Genomic DNA, 13,659 nt, shown 5'->3' on the forward strand with positions numbered 1-13,659 from the left:
AAGCGGACGCTGGTGGATATTCTGGCTGCAAGCGCCGCTACGCGCTATTGGCCATAAGGACTATACGGACTCCGTAGCATGGCCGATCAGGCCCGCACGGCATGCTGCAGGCGGCGGTACAGACGTACTGCCGTCAGCAGGTTGGCGCACAGGGCGAGGCTGGACAGAGCCATCAGCGCTGCCGCAGGGCGGCACAGCAGCGCCGGCGCATAACAGGCGGCCAGCAATAGCAGCACGGCGCAGCCATGCAGGTAGTACTGCCAGCGGCCATGCTGCGGCGGAATAATCTGGTTCACATTGGGTACGCTATTTCCGAGCGCACGGGTTTCCTGCAGGTGGTACCAGGTCAGGAAAGGCACGATCTTGTACAGCATGCCGTTGATAGCGCACAGGGCCACACCGGTCAGCAGCAGTGCGCCTATGGCCAGCTCGCTGGCATACACGGGCAACGCAAACGGCAGCACGCCGGCCGGTATCTTTATCAGCAAGGCCAGCAGGCCGGCCAGCAGCAGGCTGGCCATGGCCGTACGCCAGTACAGCGTGGTGGTGTCGGCACTGGGGCGCTTGCGCCGCGCCAGCAGGTAGAGCGTGAGGCCGGCAAAGCCGCCATAGCCCAGCACCAGCAAGACCAGTGCGAGCTGGTGGAAACTGTGGCCTGCACCGCTTAGCGTGCTGCTCATGGAGACTGCGCACAGCAGCAGGAATAGCGCGGTGCTGACGCGGCTACGCGCCTTGAGCGGATACGGCTCTGTCACCATAAACATCGGTACGACCTGCCAGGCAATGCCCATCACGAGCAGACCGACCCAGCCCAGCAGGCCCCATAGTGCATGCAGATCCGTCAGTAGCTGCAAAGGCAGACCGATTGCCGCGGGCCAGACAAAGGCCGAGGCCAGCAACGCTCCCAGCGTGATCGTCACCAGTAGCGCCGCCAGCGACTGGCGGATGGCGGCCACCACTTCGGCCGCGCCACTATCCGGTTGTTGCCACAGGCCTAATGTGCAGGCGCCGACGAACAGCAGCAGCGTGGCCAGCAGCAACAGCCCGGCGACGACGAACAGCCATGGCTGCTGCCAGCTAAAAGCGGCTGCCAGCAACAGGCTGCCGCCGCACAGGCCGGCATGTACGATGGGGCCGATACGCAGCACGGCAGGCAGGCTGATGCCGGCCACCACGGGCAGCATCTGCATCAGCGCGCCCAGCATGGTCATGCTGATGCAACCCAGAACCAGCAAATGGGTGATGGCGAGTGTGTAGGGTGACCAGCGGCTGGCCAGTGCCGCGTCGCCGTACCAGAACAGCAGCGCGCAGGCCAGCAACACAAACAGCGGGGCACTGAGGAAGAAGCGCAGTGGCAGCGTGTACGGCGGATTGCTATCGAAGGACAGCACGCGCCGCGGAACGCTGGCGCCGCTCATACGGGACTGGCGCTGCCAGTGATCCAGATCAAGACTTCATACAGACCATCGGCGCGCGCGGTGGTCAGATGGGAATAACCGTTCCTTTGCAGCACCTGATACAGCGGTACCGGCTGGCGGTCGATCAGCACGCGCAAACGGCCGTCGTCGGCCAGCAGGTCGAGTGCTTCCAGCACGCGCACCATGGGTTCGGGCGGCTCCAGACCGCTGACGTCGATCTGCACTTCATTCGGGACTTCGCTAGTCATGCGGCAACTCCTTGGGCAGGGTTCTGCACTGGCAGGCTGGTGTCGCTCAGCTGCTCCAGCATGGCGGTGCTACTGGCGCCCAGTATACGGTCTGCCATGGGATACAGCACATTTTCTTCTTTCAGGTTGTGCTGGCGCATCAGCATGCGCAAATGGTCGGCAAAGTCGAAGAAGCTGTCGATATCGGCATGCTCGATGGCGCCCAGCATCTGGCGCAGGATGGCGCGCATCTGCTCGTGTTCCATGCGCATCACGGCCGTCGGGCCGCCCTGGCTGCCCAGATGTTTTTCCAGTTCGGGGAACAGCAGATGTTCTTCGCGTGTAAGATGCAATTCGAAAGCCAGCATGAAGCGCTGCAAGGCGGCTGCGCCTTCAGCCAGACGGGTTTCGGCGACATGTTCTTCTGCCTGCATATACAGGTCGTCGCAATACTGGTGATCGTGTTCGAGATACTGGCTGATGCTACTGAGGTTACTCATGCTAATTCCTGCTTTACTAGACCGTCGGGATGACCAATGCATTGTCCCATCGCAGGAAGCTGGCTTTCCTTGATTCATGTCAAGGATTTCGGGCTTGGCTACGGGATACAGTGCGTGGTCGCAAAAACCTTTGCACTTCACTAAGCAAGACCACCCCTATGAGTCTAAAAGATATTTCTCCGGACATCAGCCCGCGTCCGATCGAACTGGTGTGCCCCGCCGGCAGTCTGCCTGCGCTCAAATCGGCCATCGATCTCGGTGCTGACTGTGTCTATCTGGGCTTCCGTGACGCCACCAATGCCCGTAATTTCGCCGGTCTGAATTTCGATGATGCGGCTATCGCCCAGGGCATCGATTATGCCCACCGTCATGGCCGCAAAGTGCTGCTGGCCCTGAACACCTATCCGCAACCGGAAACCAGCGCGCTGTGGCGCACCGCCATCGACCGCGCTGCCAGCGCCGGCGTGGACGCCGTGATTCTGGCTGACCCGGGCCTGATGCGCTATGCCTCGGAAAACTACCCCGATCTGCGCCTGCACCTGTCGGTGCAAGGTTCGGCCACCAATGCGGAAGCCATCAACTTCTACCACAAGAATTTCGGCGTGGCCCGTGCCGTGCTGCCGCGCGTGCTGTCGCTGGCGCAGGTAGAACATGTGGTGAACAACACCAATGTCGAAATCGAAGTATTCGGCTTCGGCAGCCTGTGTGTGATGGTCGAGGGCCGCTGCGCGCTGTCGTCCTATGTGACGGGTGAATCGCCGAATACCCACGGCGTCTGCTCGCCTGCCAAGGCGGTGCGCTGGCAACAGAGCCCGCGCGGGCTGGAATCGCGTCTGAACGGCGTGCTGATCGACCGCTACACGCCGCAGGAAAACGCCAGCTATCCGACGCTGTGCAAGGGCCGCTTCGATGTCAACGACGAGACCTATTACGCAGTGGAAGAGCCGACCAGCCTGAACACGCTGGAACTGCTGCCCCAGCTGATCGACATGGGCGTACGCGCCGTCAAGATCGAAGGCCGCCAGCGCAGTCCCGCCTATGTGGCGCAGGTGACGCGCGTATGGCGCGAAGCCATCGATCAGGCGCTGCAGAATCCGGCGCGCTACTCCGTCAAGCCGAACTGGATGTCGGAACTGAACCAGCTGGCTGAAGGCCAGCAGCACACGCTGGGCGCCTACCACCGCGCCTGGAAATAGAAAGAGGGAGAAGTACATGTTGAAACTTGCTCTGGGGCCGCTGCTGTACTACTGGCCACGTGCCAAGGTGATGGAGTTTTATGAAGCGATGGCCGACACTCCGGTGGACATCGTGTATCTGGGCGAGAGCGTATGCTCGCGCCGCCATGAAGTACGGGCCGCCGACTGGCTGGAAATTGCCGCCATGCTGGAAGCGCGCGGCAAACAGGTGGTGCTGTCGACGCTGGCGCTGATCGAATCGAGCGCCGACGTGACGGCGCTGCGCCGCCTGACGGGCAACGGCCGCTTCATGGTCGAAGCGAGCGATATGGGCGCCGTCCAACTGCTGTCGGACAAAGGCCCGTTTGTGGCCGGCCCGCACCTGAACATCTACAATCCGCCTACGCTGGCGCTGATGGCGGAACTGGGCGCCACGCGCTGGGTGATGCCGCTGGAGATGGGCCGCGCCGGCCTGCAGGCCATGCTGGAACAGCGTCCCAACGATATCGCCACCGAGGTGTTTGCTTATGGCCGCATGCCGCTGGCCTTCTCGGCGCGCTGCTTCACGGCGCGTAACCGCAATCTGCCCAAGGACGACTGCCAGTTCAGCTGCATCGAACATCCGGACGGCCTGCTGATGCAGACGCGCGAGCAGCAGCCCTTCCTTGTGCTCAATGGTATCCAGAGCCAGTCGGCGCTGGTGTACAACCTGATTAACGAGCTGGCGCAGATGGAGCAGATGGGCGTGGAAGTGCTGCGTCTGAGCCCGCAGGCCCAGCATATGGACCAGATCATTGCCGCGTATGACAGCGTGCGCAAAGGCGAAACCCCCGCAGCGGAAGTGGCCGATGCGATGACGGCGTTTATGCCGGCAGCAGGTTGTAATGGCTATTGGTACGGCAAACCCGGCCTCGAACAGCGTATGGAGGAAGTACTATGAACCCGAGCATGATCAATTCGAATATCAACCAGAAGGGCAGCGACGCGGCGCCGCAGTTGCCGGCTTTTCTGACGGCACTGGGCCAGCGCCTGCCGGCCTATCCCGGTTCGCTGCTGTGCGTGGCGGCGCTGAATCTGGTGCTGCGCCCGCAGCTGCCGGACGATGTGCGTAACAGCCTGCTGGGCCGCCACATGCGCGTGCGCGTCAGCGATGCCGGCGTGGCGTTCGACTTCAGCTGGAATGGCAGCTGCTTCACGGCGCGCCGTGCTGGTGGTGTGCCGGATCTGGAGATCGGCGCCTGCGTGGCCGATATGGTGGCGCTGGCGCGCCGCCAGCAGGATCCCGACACGCTGTTCTTCGCCCGCCGTCTGACGATGGAAGGCGATACGGAGCTGGGCCTGCTGGTCAAGAATACGCTGGACGCGATGGATATGCCGCTGACGGAAGTGGGCAAGCAGGCCGTGCTGCGCCTGCTCAAGTTCCTGCCCCAGCCTAATGGTGGCGCCGTACGCTGAAACGTTTGAACAGCGGCGCGAGCTGCTGTTCCAGTGCCGCCGGCGGATAGTCGCCAGCGCTGGCGGCACTGGCAATCAGGCTGTCGTCGTTACAGCCGGTGCTGCGAAACGGTTGCAGCACATAGTTTTCTACCCCCATGGCCGCTAGCTGGCGCGCCATTTCCAGCACACTTTCTTCAGGCAGCAGCACGGGATGCACGGTGCTGCGGCATTCGTAAGCCACGCCGCTCTCCAGAATCGCTGCCACACAGGCACGGGCCGGATCGCCGCTGTTGGCGATGCCGGTAATCCCCGCATAGCGGCTGAACGGCGCTTTCACATCGAAGCCTACCCAGTCCACCAGCGGCAGCACGCTGCGCAGCCGCGCCGGATAGATGCAGGCTGTATGCAGGCCTATCTTGAAGCCCATGGCGCGCACCTGCGCCATGGCCTCGCCCAGCGCCGGATCGATGGTGGCTTCGCCGCCACTGAAGACGACCGCGTCGAGCAGGCCGGCGCGTTTTTGCAGCGTGGCGCACAGGTCTTCCCACGCGAGCGGGCTGGCGCTGGTGCGCTGCTGTAGATGGGGGTTGTGGCAATAGCCGCAGCGCCACGGACAGCCCTGTACGAATACCACTGCACTGAGCTGGTCCGGATAGTCGGTGGCACTGAAGGCCGTGTAGCCGCCGACTTTGAGGGCGCTGGCGTCCATCTTAGTGCTGCTTGGCGTTGCAGGGTTCGACGAAGTATTTACGTTCGTTGAACTCGCCCTGTTTGCCCGTGTTGAACGAGGACAGCGGACGGTGATAGCCCATCACGCGGGTCCAGATTTCGCAAGGCTGGCGTTCGCTATCGTCGAGGATGATGGTGCTCTGGGCAGGGCTGGTAGTGGTCTGCATGGTAGTTCCTTTCGTCGGTCAGTAAGTGGGCAATAAGTAAGTACGGTCCGGGTTCAGGCAGGCGAGCCAAGCTTGGCCTGCTTGCGGGCGATCAGTTCGGCATCGCATTTGGGGCAGAACTTGTGGCTGCCTTTCAGATAGCCGTGGGTAGGGCAGATCGAGAAGGTCGGCGTCACCGTGATATACGGCAGGCCGAAGCGGCCCAGTGCGCGCTGCACCAGCGTGCGGCAGGCTTGCGCGCTCGATAGCGCTTCCGTCATGTACAGGTGCAGTACGGTGCCGCCCGTGTATTTGCGCTGCAGCGCGTCCTGCTGTTCCAGCGCTTCGAACGGATCGTCGGTATAACCGACCGGCAGTTGCGAAGAGTTGGTGTAATACGGCTGTTCGGCCGTACCGGCTTGCAGGATATCGGGGAAGCGCTTGCGGTCTTCCTTGGCAAAGCGGTAGGTCGTGCCCTCGGCCGGCGTGGCTTCGAGGTTGTACATATGGCCGGTCTGTTCCTGGAATTCCAGCATGCGCGCGCGTACATGGTCGAGCAGGCGCAGGGCAAACGCGCGGCCCCATTCGCTGGTGATGTCCTGCTGGTTGACAGGGTCGAAGTTGCGCAGCATTTCATTGATGCCGTTCACGCCCAGCGTGGAGAAGTGGTTGCGCAGCGTGCCCAGATAGCGTTTGGTGTAAGGGAACAGGCCATTGTCCATGTGGCGCTGGATTACCTTGCGCTTGATTTCCAGACTGTCGCGACCCAGCTCCAGCAGGCGGTCCAGCGCGGCCAGCAGGCCGGCTTCGTCGCCGCGGTACAGATAGCCGAGGCGGGCGCAGTTAATCGTCACCACGCCCAGCGAGCCAGTCTGCTCGGCCGAACCGAACAGGCCATTGCCGCGCTTGAGCAGTTCGCGCAGATCGAGCTGCAAACGGCAGCACATCGAGCGGATCATGTTCGGCTTGAGTTCCGAATTCACGAAGTTCTGGAAGTAGGGCAGGCCATAGCGGGCCGTCATTTCGAACAGCAGTTCCGCGTTCGGGCTATCCCACGCAAAATCGGGCGTGATGTTATAGGTCGGAATCGGGAAAGTGAACGCGCGGCCATGGGCGTCGCCGGCCATCATCACTTCGATGTAGGCGCGGTTGATCATGTCCATTTCGGCCTGCAGATCGCCGTAGGCGAACGGCATTTCCTTGCCGGCGATATGGGGGATCTGCTCGCGCAGGTCTTCCGGGCAGACCCAGTCGAAGGTCAGATTGGTGAACGGCGTCTGGGTGCCCCAGCGCGACGGGACGTTGAGGTTGAAGATCAGCTCCTGCATGTACTGGCGCACCTGCACATAATCGAGGCCGTCGTTGCGCACATACGGCGCCATATAGGTATCGAAGGAACTGAAAGCCTGCGCACCGGCCCATTCGTTCTGCAGCGTGCCGAGGAAGTTGACGATCTGGCCGATGGCGCTGTGCATATGCTTGGGCGGGCCCGATTCGATCTTGCCCGGTACGCCGTTCAGGCCTTCATTGAGCAGGGTGCGCAGCGACCAGCCGGCGCAATAGCCGGCCAGCATGTCAAGGTCGTGGATGTGCACATCTGCGTCGCGGTGGGCCTGGCCCACGGCAGGCGGGTAGACGTGGTTAAGCCAGTAGTTGGCGATCACCTTGCCCGAGACGTTGAGGATCAGGCCACCGAGCGAATAGCCCTGATTGGCGTTGGCATTGACGCGCCAGTCGGCGCGTGTCAGGTATTCGTTGATCGACGATTCGACATCGACGATGGAGCTGCGGTCCTGGCGCAACTGGGCGTGCTGTTCGCGGTACACCACGTAGCAGCGCAGCGTGGCGCGGTAGCCGGCGTCGTACAGTGCGCTCTCGACGGCATCCTGTATGCGTTCGACGCTGAGCGTGGTCCCTTCAGGCAGCGCGCGCAACTGCTGCAGCGCGTAGCCGGCCAGTTGCTGTGCTACCGGCTGGTCGAATTCACCGCTGGCGCGGCCCGCTTGCAGCAGCGCGGCGGTGATGCGCGAGAGACTGAACGGCTGCGTGCTGCCGTCCCGTTTGATGATATTGGTGTGCCACAGATCGTTATCCATGCTATCCCCTTAAACGCTATATGTAGTAGGTTTAAGTAGATTAGACACTAGATATTGTATGGTCAACCGTCAGGAAAGCTATTTCTGCTTTCCATGATCCAGATTAATTTTTTACCGTTTTCAGTAAGCTATTGATTTGCTTGACGAACTCGGCATCCGGGGTGGTGTCCAGCCGGGTGCTGACCGCCTTGGTCAAACCGCTGCCATCGAGCAGGGCCACGCGGGTAGTGTGGTTGATGACCCCATCGCCGAGCTGGCGAAACTTGATCTGGAGCGCACCGGCCAGCATGCGGGTCTGGCTTTCATCCTTGGCCACGGCCAGACGGAAGCGTTGCGGATCGAGCTGCTTGTTCTTGACTAGCTGGGCTAGACCGGCCGGGCTGTCATTGAACGGATCGAGGCTGACCATCAGCACGCGCAGCTTGCTGGCGTTGGCGCCCAGCGCTTCCACCGTGCGCTTGAGCGTTTCGATGATGATCGGGCAGGCCGCATTGCAATCGCCATAGAACATGGTCACCAGCACGGGCGTGCCGGCCATGTCGCGCAGGCTGAAGCGCTGGTTGTTCGCATCGGTCAGGCTGATGTCGAGCTGATACAGCGAGTTGCCGGGCAGGGCGTTGTTAGCGGTGCTGGCCGTTGCCGATGCGGGCGCGCTGGCGGCCGTGCTACGGCCCGTATCGGCGCCGGCATAGGCGGCGTGGCAGGCGGCTGTACTGAGCAGCAGCGCAGCCAGGCCGCGCCCGAGCTGGCGTACAGCAGCGCGTGAGGCGGAGGGTTTCATCATGAGGTTCCTTATTTGGCGGGGGCGACGTCGCGCGCGCAGCGGAAGCCCAGATTGCCGCCATCCTGATTGGCTTCCATGGCCGACAGCAGGGCCAGGCGCATCAGTATGGCGTAGTTGCGCCGGTCGGCCAGCGTGGCGGCAGCGCCGCCGCAGTAGTCGAGCAGCTTCTGTTCCCCTTTGGCGCGGCTGTCGGCATTGACGAACAGGCCGCTGTAATCTTCCACCCATTCCCACACGAGGCCGTGCAGGTCGTGGATGCCGTAGTAATTGGCCGGTGATCCTGCCACGCTGCGCGGCGTGCTCTTGCCTGCGTCGGCGTACCAGTGCAGGATGTTGGCCAGCCACGCTTCGTCGTCGCGCGCGTCGGCGCGCGTCGCATCGGCAGCGGCACTGAATTCCCATTCGTACCAGCGTGGCAGACGGGCGTTTTCACTTTCGCAGTAAGCCTGGGCGGCAAACCAGCTAACGTGGATGACGGGCGCATCGGCCGCCATGGGGGAGTAATCGGTGGGGCTGGTCCAGCCGGATAGATAGGCTGGTGCAACGAAAAGGGCGGGAGCCTGGCCACGCTGCCATTCAGGGTGCTGGCGCACAAAGGCTGCAAAGTCGGCATTGGTAACGAGGCGGCTGCGCAACTGGAATGGCGCAACCTTGGCATCGGCGGCAACGCCATCAGCCGGAAGTACCGTACGCAGGCTACCTCCTTGTATGGTGCGGTAGTCTGGTACGGCGGTATCGCTAGCATGAACGCTGACCGCCGTAGCGGTCAGCAGTGCCAGCGCCGCCAGCCGCAAGGACTGGAGGGCGGGCGCTTTCATGATTAGCGTTTTTTGCGCATATCGCGCACTTGCTCAGGCGTCAGCACAGGCTGGCCTTCGTTCAGTTCTACGCTGATGTAGTTGATGACGGCCGAGATATCCTCGTCGTTGAGGTCCTGGGCTGGCATCACACCATTGTATTTCTGACCGTTCACAACCATGGTGCCACTGCGACCGTTCAGCACGATGTGGGCCATTTCGTATGGACGCTGCTGGAAGAAGTCCGAATGGGCCAGCGGTGGGAACACACCGGCTACGCCTTTGGCATCAGCCTGGTGGCAGACGGCGCAGTTGGCATCGAACACAGCTTTACCACGCGCATGGACCGTTGGGGCAGCAGCGACGGCTGGTTTGGTATCTTTGGCCGCTGGTTTGGCTGCTGGTGCAACTTTGGCGATGGTCGCGGCCGTCAGTGGTTTCTTGATGCCTTTGCTGTAGATCTCAGGCTTGTCCGGACCGTTGACCGACAGCAGGCCGATGGCGCCTTTGTTGAACGCACGGGTCAGCGAGTGGTCAACCAGCGTCAGGTTGCCCGGTACGCGTGGGGTGAATTCGACGATGGCCGAACCGCCAGCAGGCACCATGGTGGTCTGCACGTTTTCCTGATACTTGGTGCCGCCTTCGAAGTAGACCTTGTCGAAGATGGTGCCGATGATGTGGAAGCTCGAGGTGATGTTAGGACCACCCACGCCGAAGAACATACGGACTTTTTCGTTGGCCTTGGCGGTCAGCGAGTTGGCACCCGTCAGTGCGCCGTCGGCACCGTTGAACAGCACATAGGTAGGCTTCTCGTCGATGGCTTTCTGCATGTCGAAGTTCTGCAGGCCAGGGGCGCGGTAGTTGCCCTCGGTGTAGAAATCACCCTGCATCACGTAGTATTCTTTGTCGACCTTCTCCATGCCTTCTTTCGGCTCGACCATGATCAGGCCGTACATACCGTTGGCCACGTGCATGCCCACCGGCGCGGTGGCGCAGTGGTACACATACAGGCCCGATTGCAGGGCTTTGAAAGTGAAGGTGGCTTCGTTGCCGGGAGCGATCAGGGTCTGGGCTGCGCCACCGCCTGGGCCCGTTACGGCGTGCAGGTCGATATTGTGCGGCAGCTTGTTGTCTGGCAGGTTGAGCAGGTGCAGTTCGACGGTGTCGCCTTCACGTACGCGGATGAATTTGCCTGGTACGGTGCCGCCGAAAGTCCAGAAGGTGTAGCGGGTGCCCGGGGCGATTTCGCGTTCGACTTCTTCTACCGTCAGGTTGACCACCACGTGGGCAGCGGTCTTACGGGTGATCGGTGGCGGCAGTTGTGGTGGAGCTACCAGCTCTTGGGTAATGACTGGCAGTTCAGGTTCGGCAGCCACGGCTGCGGTCGCACCCATCATTGCCAGCAGAGCCGAAGTGGCCAGAGTTGCTGCGCTCAGTTTGAATTTGTTTTTCATCTTATTTCCCCTTGTACGTTGACTTGCCGCAGCCGTGTATCGGATGCATGAACACATGCTAAGTCTGCAAGCCTAAGTTTTCCATGATATGGATTATGAAAAATTGGCGGAGTGAAAGTTTCAGGCTGCGCTGAGGAGGAAGTCGATGACCACCTGCCCAGGTTCGCGTGCCACATAAGCGACTTTAACGCGACCCTGATAGCGCTGTTCGATCTGCGCTAGCAAAGGCAATGGGTCGTGGTCGTTACAGAATCGCATAATTTCGCCGGGAAATAAAGCGTCAAGTGCGCCGAAGATGGCAGCGTGGCGAAAACGCTTGGCAACGCCGCGTGCATCGAATGGATAGATACCGTCCGGCCCTTTGGGCATAGAGCAATCGTGTGACATTGTGTGATCTTTCTGGATACTGGATTGAAAGCTGCTGCATGATGCGGGCGCATCATGCAGCAACAGGGAGGGGGGGTTAAGCGCGGTTGGTTTGCTTGTCGCTACTTGCGATGGTTTCGCGTTTCGCGACCAGCAGACGCCAGGCGAACAGCGCCAGGAACAAGGTGCCCAGTGCGAATACTACGTCGCCCGGTACACGCAGCCACACCAGCGTTTCCATCAGTTTCGAGTGGATGATCTCAGGCGAGCGGGCGAACCACATGCCGGTGCTGATGCTAGCCCAGGCTTGGTAGATACCGGCTGGAACCAGCGAGATGAATACCATCATGGCCAGACCGATATTCAGGCACCAGAACATAGGACGCAGCAGCGCATCGGACCAGGCCAGACGGCTAGCCAGACCACGCAGGCAGAACAGCAGCAGACCGATACCGAGCATGCCATATACACCGAACAGCGCGGCGTGGCCGTGGGCTGCCGTCATGTTCAGACCTTGCATGTAGTACAGCGCGATCGGGGTGTTGATCGAGAAGCCCAGCAGGCCAGCGCCCACGGTATTCCAGAAGCCCACAGCGATGAAGCACAGGATGGACCATTTGTAAGTCTGTACCCATGGTGCAGCTTTCGAGCGCTGGTAGTTGCGCCATGCTTCGATACCGATCATCGACAGCGGTACCACTTCCAGAGCCGAGAACATGGCGCCGATAGCGATCACGAAAGTCGGCGTACCGGTGAAGTACAGGTGGTGCAGGGTGCCCAGGATGCCGCCGAACAGGAACACTATGGTTTCCAGCACGATGGCGCTGTTGGCAGTCGCAGCACGGATCAGGCCCAGACGGGTGAACAGCAGAGCGATCACAGCGGTAGCGAACACTTCGAAGAAGCCTTCCACCCACAGGTGGACCAGCCACCAGCGCCAGTATTCGATCATCGAGTAGTGGCTATGCTGGCCCCAGGTGAGCGAGGTAGCGTAGAAACCGCCGATGCACATGGCCGACAGGAACACCATGACGATCAGGCCACGGCTATCCGATGGTTTTTTCAGCGCTGGCCACAGGGCACGGCCCAGCAGGGTGACCCAGATCAGCAGGCCGACGAACAGCAGGATTTGCCAGATACGGCCCATGCTGGTGAATTCCAGACCCTGGTTACCGAGCCAGAACGAGAAGTCCGTGCCTTTGTGTTGCAGCGAACCGAGCCAGCCAGTGGCGGTCGAACCGACCACGATGAACAGCAGTGCGTAGAACAGCAGATTCACGCCGAGTTTCTGGAAGCGTGGTTCATGGCCGGAAATGGCCGGTGCGATGTACAGGCCGGTAGCCAGCCAGGCAGTGGCGATCCACAGCACGGCGAACTGGGTGTGGATGGTACGGCTAACTACGAATGGCAGGATGTCGGCCAGTGGGAAGCCGAAGAAGCTGCGGCCTTCGACCGCATAGTGGGCCGTAATCACGCCCATACCAACTTGCGCGAGGATCAGACCGATCACGACAAAGAAGTATTTTTTGGTCGCCAGCATGGAAGGCGTGGCTTTCAGGTTCAGCAGCGGATCAGCCTTAGGTGGGGCTGGATCTTCTTCCTCTTTGGCTGCGCTGTGGAACATCACCATGGCGGCGATGGCGCCTATCATCAGGATCACACTGGCGATAGACCAGATGCCGGCACCGGTACTAGGACGGTTGTCGATCAGCGGCTCGTGTGGCCAGTTGCTGGTGTAGCTCAGGTCTTGCTGGCCAGGGCGGTCGGTGGCAGCAGCCCAGGCCGACCAGAACACGAAAGCCGGCAGGGCTTTCAGATCATCTGGATTGGTGATCGAGTTAGGGTTCATGGCGTACTGGGTACGCAGTGCGTCGAGGCTGGCCTCGTCGCCGAACAGGCCGGTGTAATGCTTGGCCACAGTACGGATAGCGGCAGCGCGGTCAGCCGATACCACGATCACGCCACGCGTCTTATCGTAGGTATTGCGGCGCATTTCTTCCTTCAGCTTGGCATTCAGATAGGCCTGATTGGATTTGCTCAGGTCTTCGAAATGCGCGGTGAAGTCGCGCTGGGCCCACAGTTCGCGCAGCGCTACGGCTTCGCGGTGCAGCCAGTCTGCCGACCAGTCCGGTGCTACATAGCTACCGTGGCCCCAGACGGTGCCCAGTTGCTGGCCGCCGGCGGACAACCATGCCTGCTGGCCTCGGTCAACTTCGCCTTCGCCGAAGAGCTGGCTGCCATCGGCACTAATAATTTGTTTTGGTATGGGTGGGGCGGCTAGATAGATTTCTGCTCCCACCCAGCCGAGGACGGCGAAGGAAAGAGCACAGATCAAGCCGAGCCAGGTCCAGAGTTTGCGCGTAGCGTGCATGACATGGTTCCTTAGTTCGTGAGTTATGTATCAGCTTGAAAACCCTCGCTCCGGTCTTATCCAGAACGATGGGGCCGATTTTAGGCCGCTGTTTTAAACATGTATATTCGATCCTTGTTTTTCTTGATCCAAGTTATGAACAAATGCACAAGAGGGCGG

14 protein-coding genes are annotated in these 13,659 nt (G+C 61.0%); 3 read left to right on the forward strand and 11 right to left on the reverse strand.

Annotation, left to right across the window (positions count from 1 at the left end):
- Positions 1-86: 86 nt before the first annotated feature.
- From GM655_RS16845 to GM655_RS16855, 3 genes are read right to left on the reverse strand one after another with little or no spacing between them, the layout of a single operon-like run.
- A complete protein-coding gene (locus GM655_RS16845) occupies positions 87-1,418 on the reverse strand; it encodes a permease (RefSeq protein ID WP_155435859.1) in 1,332 nt (443 codons plus the stop codon).
- The gene (locus GM655_RS16850; RefSeq protein ID WP_155435860.1) at positions 1,415-1,666 is read right to left on the reverse strand and encodes a DUF2249 domain-containing protein; all 252 of its coding nucleotides are present in this window, start codon (positions 1,664-1,666) and stop codon (positions 1,415-1,417) included. Before GM655_RS16850 ends, GM655_RS16845 begins: the two co-directional genes overlap by 4 nt.
- Positions 1,663-2,145, reverse strand: a complete 483-nt coding sequence (locus tag GM655_RS16855; RefSeq protein ID WP_161035215.1) for a hemerythrin domain-containing protein — start codon at positions 2,143-2,145, stop codon at positions 1,663-1,665. The genes GM655_RS16850 and GM655_RS16855 overlap by 4 nt, the downstream gene beginning before the upstream one ends.
- Positions 2,146-2,303: 158 nt before the next feature.
- Between GM655_RS16855 and ubiU the strand changes: the two genes are divergently transcribed.
- From ubiU to ubiT, 3 genes are read left to right on the forward strand one after another with little or no spacing between them, the layout of a single operon-like run.
- Entirely contained in the window at positions 2,304-3,341 is a 1,038-nt protein-coding gene (gene ubiU / locus GM655_RS16860; RefSeq protein ID WP_155435862.1) for a ubiquinone anaerobic biosynthesis protein UbiU, read from the forward strand.
- Between the two features lie 16 nt (positions 3,342-3,357).
- On the forward strand, positions 3,358-4,260 hold the full coding sequence (locus GM655_RS16865; protein WP_155435863.1) for a U32 family peptidase: 903 nt from the start codon (positions 3,358-3,360) through the stop codon (positions 4,258-4,260).
- Complete coding sequence (gene ubiT / locus GM655_RS16870; RefSeq protein WP_229632615.1) at positions 4,257-4,775, forward strand: ubiquinone anaerobic biosynthesis accessory factor UbiT; 519 nt, start codon at positions 4,257-4,259, stop codon at positions 4,773-4,775. The genes GM655_RS16865 and ubiT overlap by 4 nt, the downstream gene beginning before the upstream one ends.
- Here the strand turns inward: ubiT and GM655_RS16875 are convergent.
- The 8 genes from GM655_RS16875 to GM655_RS16910 all read right to left on the reverse strand — a co-directional run bounded on the left by GM655_RS16875 (position 4,753) and on the right by GM655_RS16910 (position 13,500).
- On the reverse strand, positions 4,753-5,466 hold the full coding sequence (locus tag GM655_RS16875) for an anaerobic ribonucleoside-triphosphate reductase activating protein (protein ID WP_155435864.1): 714 nt from the start codon (positions 5,464-5,466) through the stop codon (positions 4,753-4,755). The genes ubiT and GM655_RS16875 overlap by 23 nt on opposite strands.
- A gap of 1 nt (position 5,467) precedes the next feature.
- Positions 5,468-5,653 (reverse strand): anaerobic ribonucleoside-triphosphate reductase, encoded by a 186-nt coding sequence (gene nrdD / locus GM655_RS16880; RefSeq protein ID WP_155435865.1) that lies wholly within the window; start codon positions 5,651-5,653, stop codon positions 5,468-5,470.
- 53 nt (positions 5,654-5,706) lie between these two features.
- Positions 5,707-7,728, reverse strand: coding sequence for a ribonucleoside triphosphate reductase (locus tag GM655_RS16885; RefSeq protein WP_155435866.1), 2,022 nt, complete (start codon positions 7,726-7,728; stop codon positions 5,707-5,709).
- A 103-nt stretch (positions 7,729-7,831) separates the two neighbouring features.
- On the reverse strand, positions 7,832-8,512 hold the full coding sequence (locus GM655_RS16890) for an SCO family protein (protein ID WP_229632616.1): 681 nt from the start codon (positions 8,510-8,512) through the stop codon (positions 7,832-7,834).
- A gap of 8 nt (positions 8,513-8,520) precedes the next feature.
- Positions 8,521-9,330, reverse strand: a complete 810-nt coding sequence (locus GM655_RS16895) for a formylglycine-generating enzyme family protein (protein WP_155435867.1) — start codon at positions 9,328-9,330, stop codon at positions 8,521-8,523.
- A 2-nt stretch (positions 9,331-9,332) separates the two neighbouring features.
- Positions 9,333-10,763 carry a copper-containing nitrite reductase gene (gene nirK, locus GM655_RS16900; protein ID WP_155435868.1) on the reverse strand — a complete coding sequence of 477 codons (1,431 nt, stop codon included), beginning with the start codon at positions 10,761-10,763 and terminating at the stop codon, positions 9,333-9,335.
- A 120-nt stretch (positions 10,764-10,883) separates the two neighbouring features.
- Positions 10,884-11,150, reverse strand: a complete 267-nt coding sequence (locus GM655_RS16905) for a DUF2249 domain-containing protein (RefSeq protein ID WP_155435869.1) — start codon at positions 11,148-11,150, stop codon at positions 10,884-10,886.
- 76 nt (positions 11,151-11,226) lie between these two features.
- Entirely contained in the window at positions 11,227-13,500 is a 2,274-nt protein-coding gene (locus tag GM655_RS16910) for a nitric-oxide reductase large subunit (protein WP_155435870.1), read from the reverse strand.
- Between the last annotated feature and the right edge of the window lie 159 nt (positions 13,501-13,659).

The organism is Pseudoduganella danionis (genome assembly GCF_009720775.1).
Lineage (GTDB): Bacteria > Pseudomonadota > Gammaproteobacteria > Burkholderiales > Burkholderiaceae_D > Rugamonas > Rugamonas danionis.

What these genes read in the sequence shown, in the direction of transcription:
- GM655_RS16845 (WP_155435859.1), bottom strand. Translation starts at nt 1,418, where the DNA reads ATGAGCGGCGCCAGCGTTCCGCGGCGCGTGCTGTCCTTCGATAGCAAT.
- GM655_RS16885 (WP_155435866.1), bottom strand. Translation starts at nt 7,728, where the DNA reads ATGGATAACGATCTGTGGCACACCAATATCATCAAACGGGACGGCAGC.
- ubiU (WP_155435862.1), top strand. Translation starts at nt 2,304, where the DNA reads ATGAGTCTAAAAGATATTTCTCCGGACATCAGCCCGCGTCCGATCGAA.
- GM655_RS16850 (WP_155435860.1), bottom strand. Translation starts at nt 1,666, where the DNA reads ATGACTAGCGAAGTCCCGAATGAAGTGCAGATCGACGTCAGCGGTCTG.
- GM655_RS16875 (WP_155435864.1), bottom strand. Translation starts at nt 5,466, where the DNA reads ATGGACGCCAGCGCCCTCAAAGTCGGCGGCTACACGGCCTTCAGTGCC.
- GM655_RS16905 (WP_155435869.1), bottom strand. Translation starts at nt 11,150, where the DNA reads ATGTCACACGATTGCTCTATGCCCAAAGGGCCGGACGGTATCTATCCA.
- nirK (WP_155435868.1), bottom strand. Translation starts at nt 10,763, where the DNA reads ATGAAAAACAAATTCAAACTGAGCGCAGCAACTCTGGCCACTTCGGCT.
- GM655_RS16865 (WP_155435863.1), top strand. Translation starts at nt 3,358, where the DNA reads ATGTTGAAACTTGCTCTGGGGCCGCTGCTGTACTACTGGCCACGTGCC.
- GM655_RS16855 (WP_161035215.1), bottom strand. Translation starts at nt 2,145, where the DNA reads ATGAGTAACCTCAGTAGCATCAGCCAGTATCTCGAACACGATCACCAG.
- GM655_RS16895 (WP_155435867.1), bottom strand. Translation starts at nt 9,330, where the DNA reads ATGAAAGCGCCCGCCCTCCAGTCCTTGCGGCTGGCGGCGCTGGCACTG.
- ubiT (WP_229632615.1), top strand. Translation starts at nt 4,257, where the DNA reads ATGAACCCGAGCATGATCAATTCGAATATCAACCAGAAGGGCAGCGAC.
- GM655_RS16890 (WP_229632616.1), bottom strand. Translation starts at nt 8,512, where the DNA reads ATGATGAAACCCTCCGCCTCACGCGCTGCTGTACGCCAGCTCGGGCGC.
- nrdD (WP_155435865.1), bottom strand. Translation starts at nt 5,653, where the DNA reads ATGCAGACCACTACCAGCCCTGCCCAGAGCACCATCATCCTCGACGAT.
- GM655_RS16910 (WP_155435870.1), bottom strand. Translation starts at nt 13,500, where the DNA reads ATGCACGCTACGCGCAAACTCTGGACCTGGCTCGGCTTGATCTGTGCT.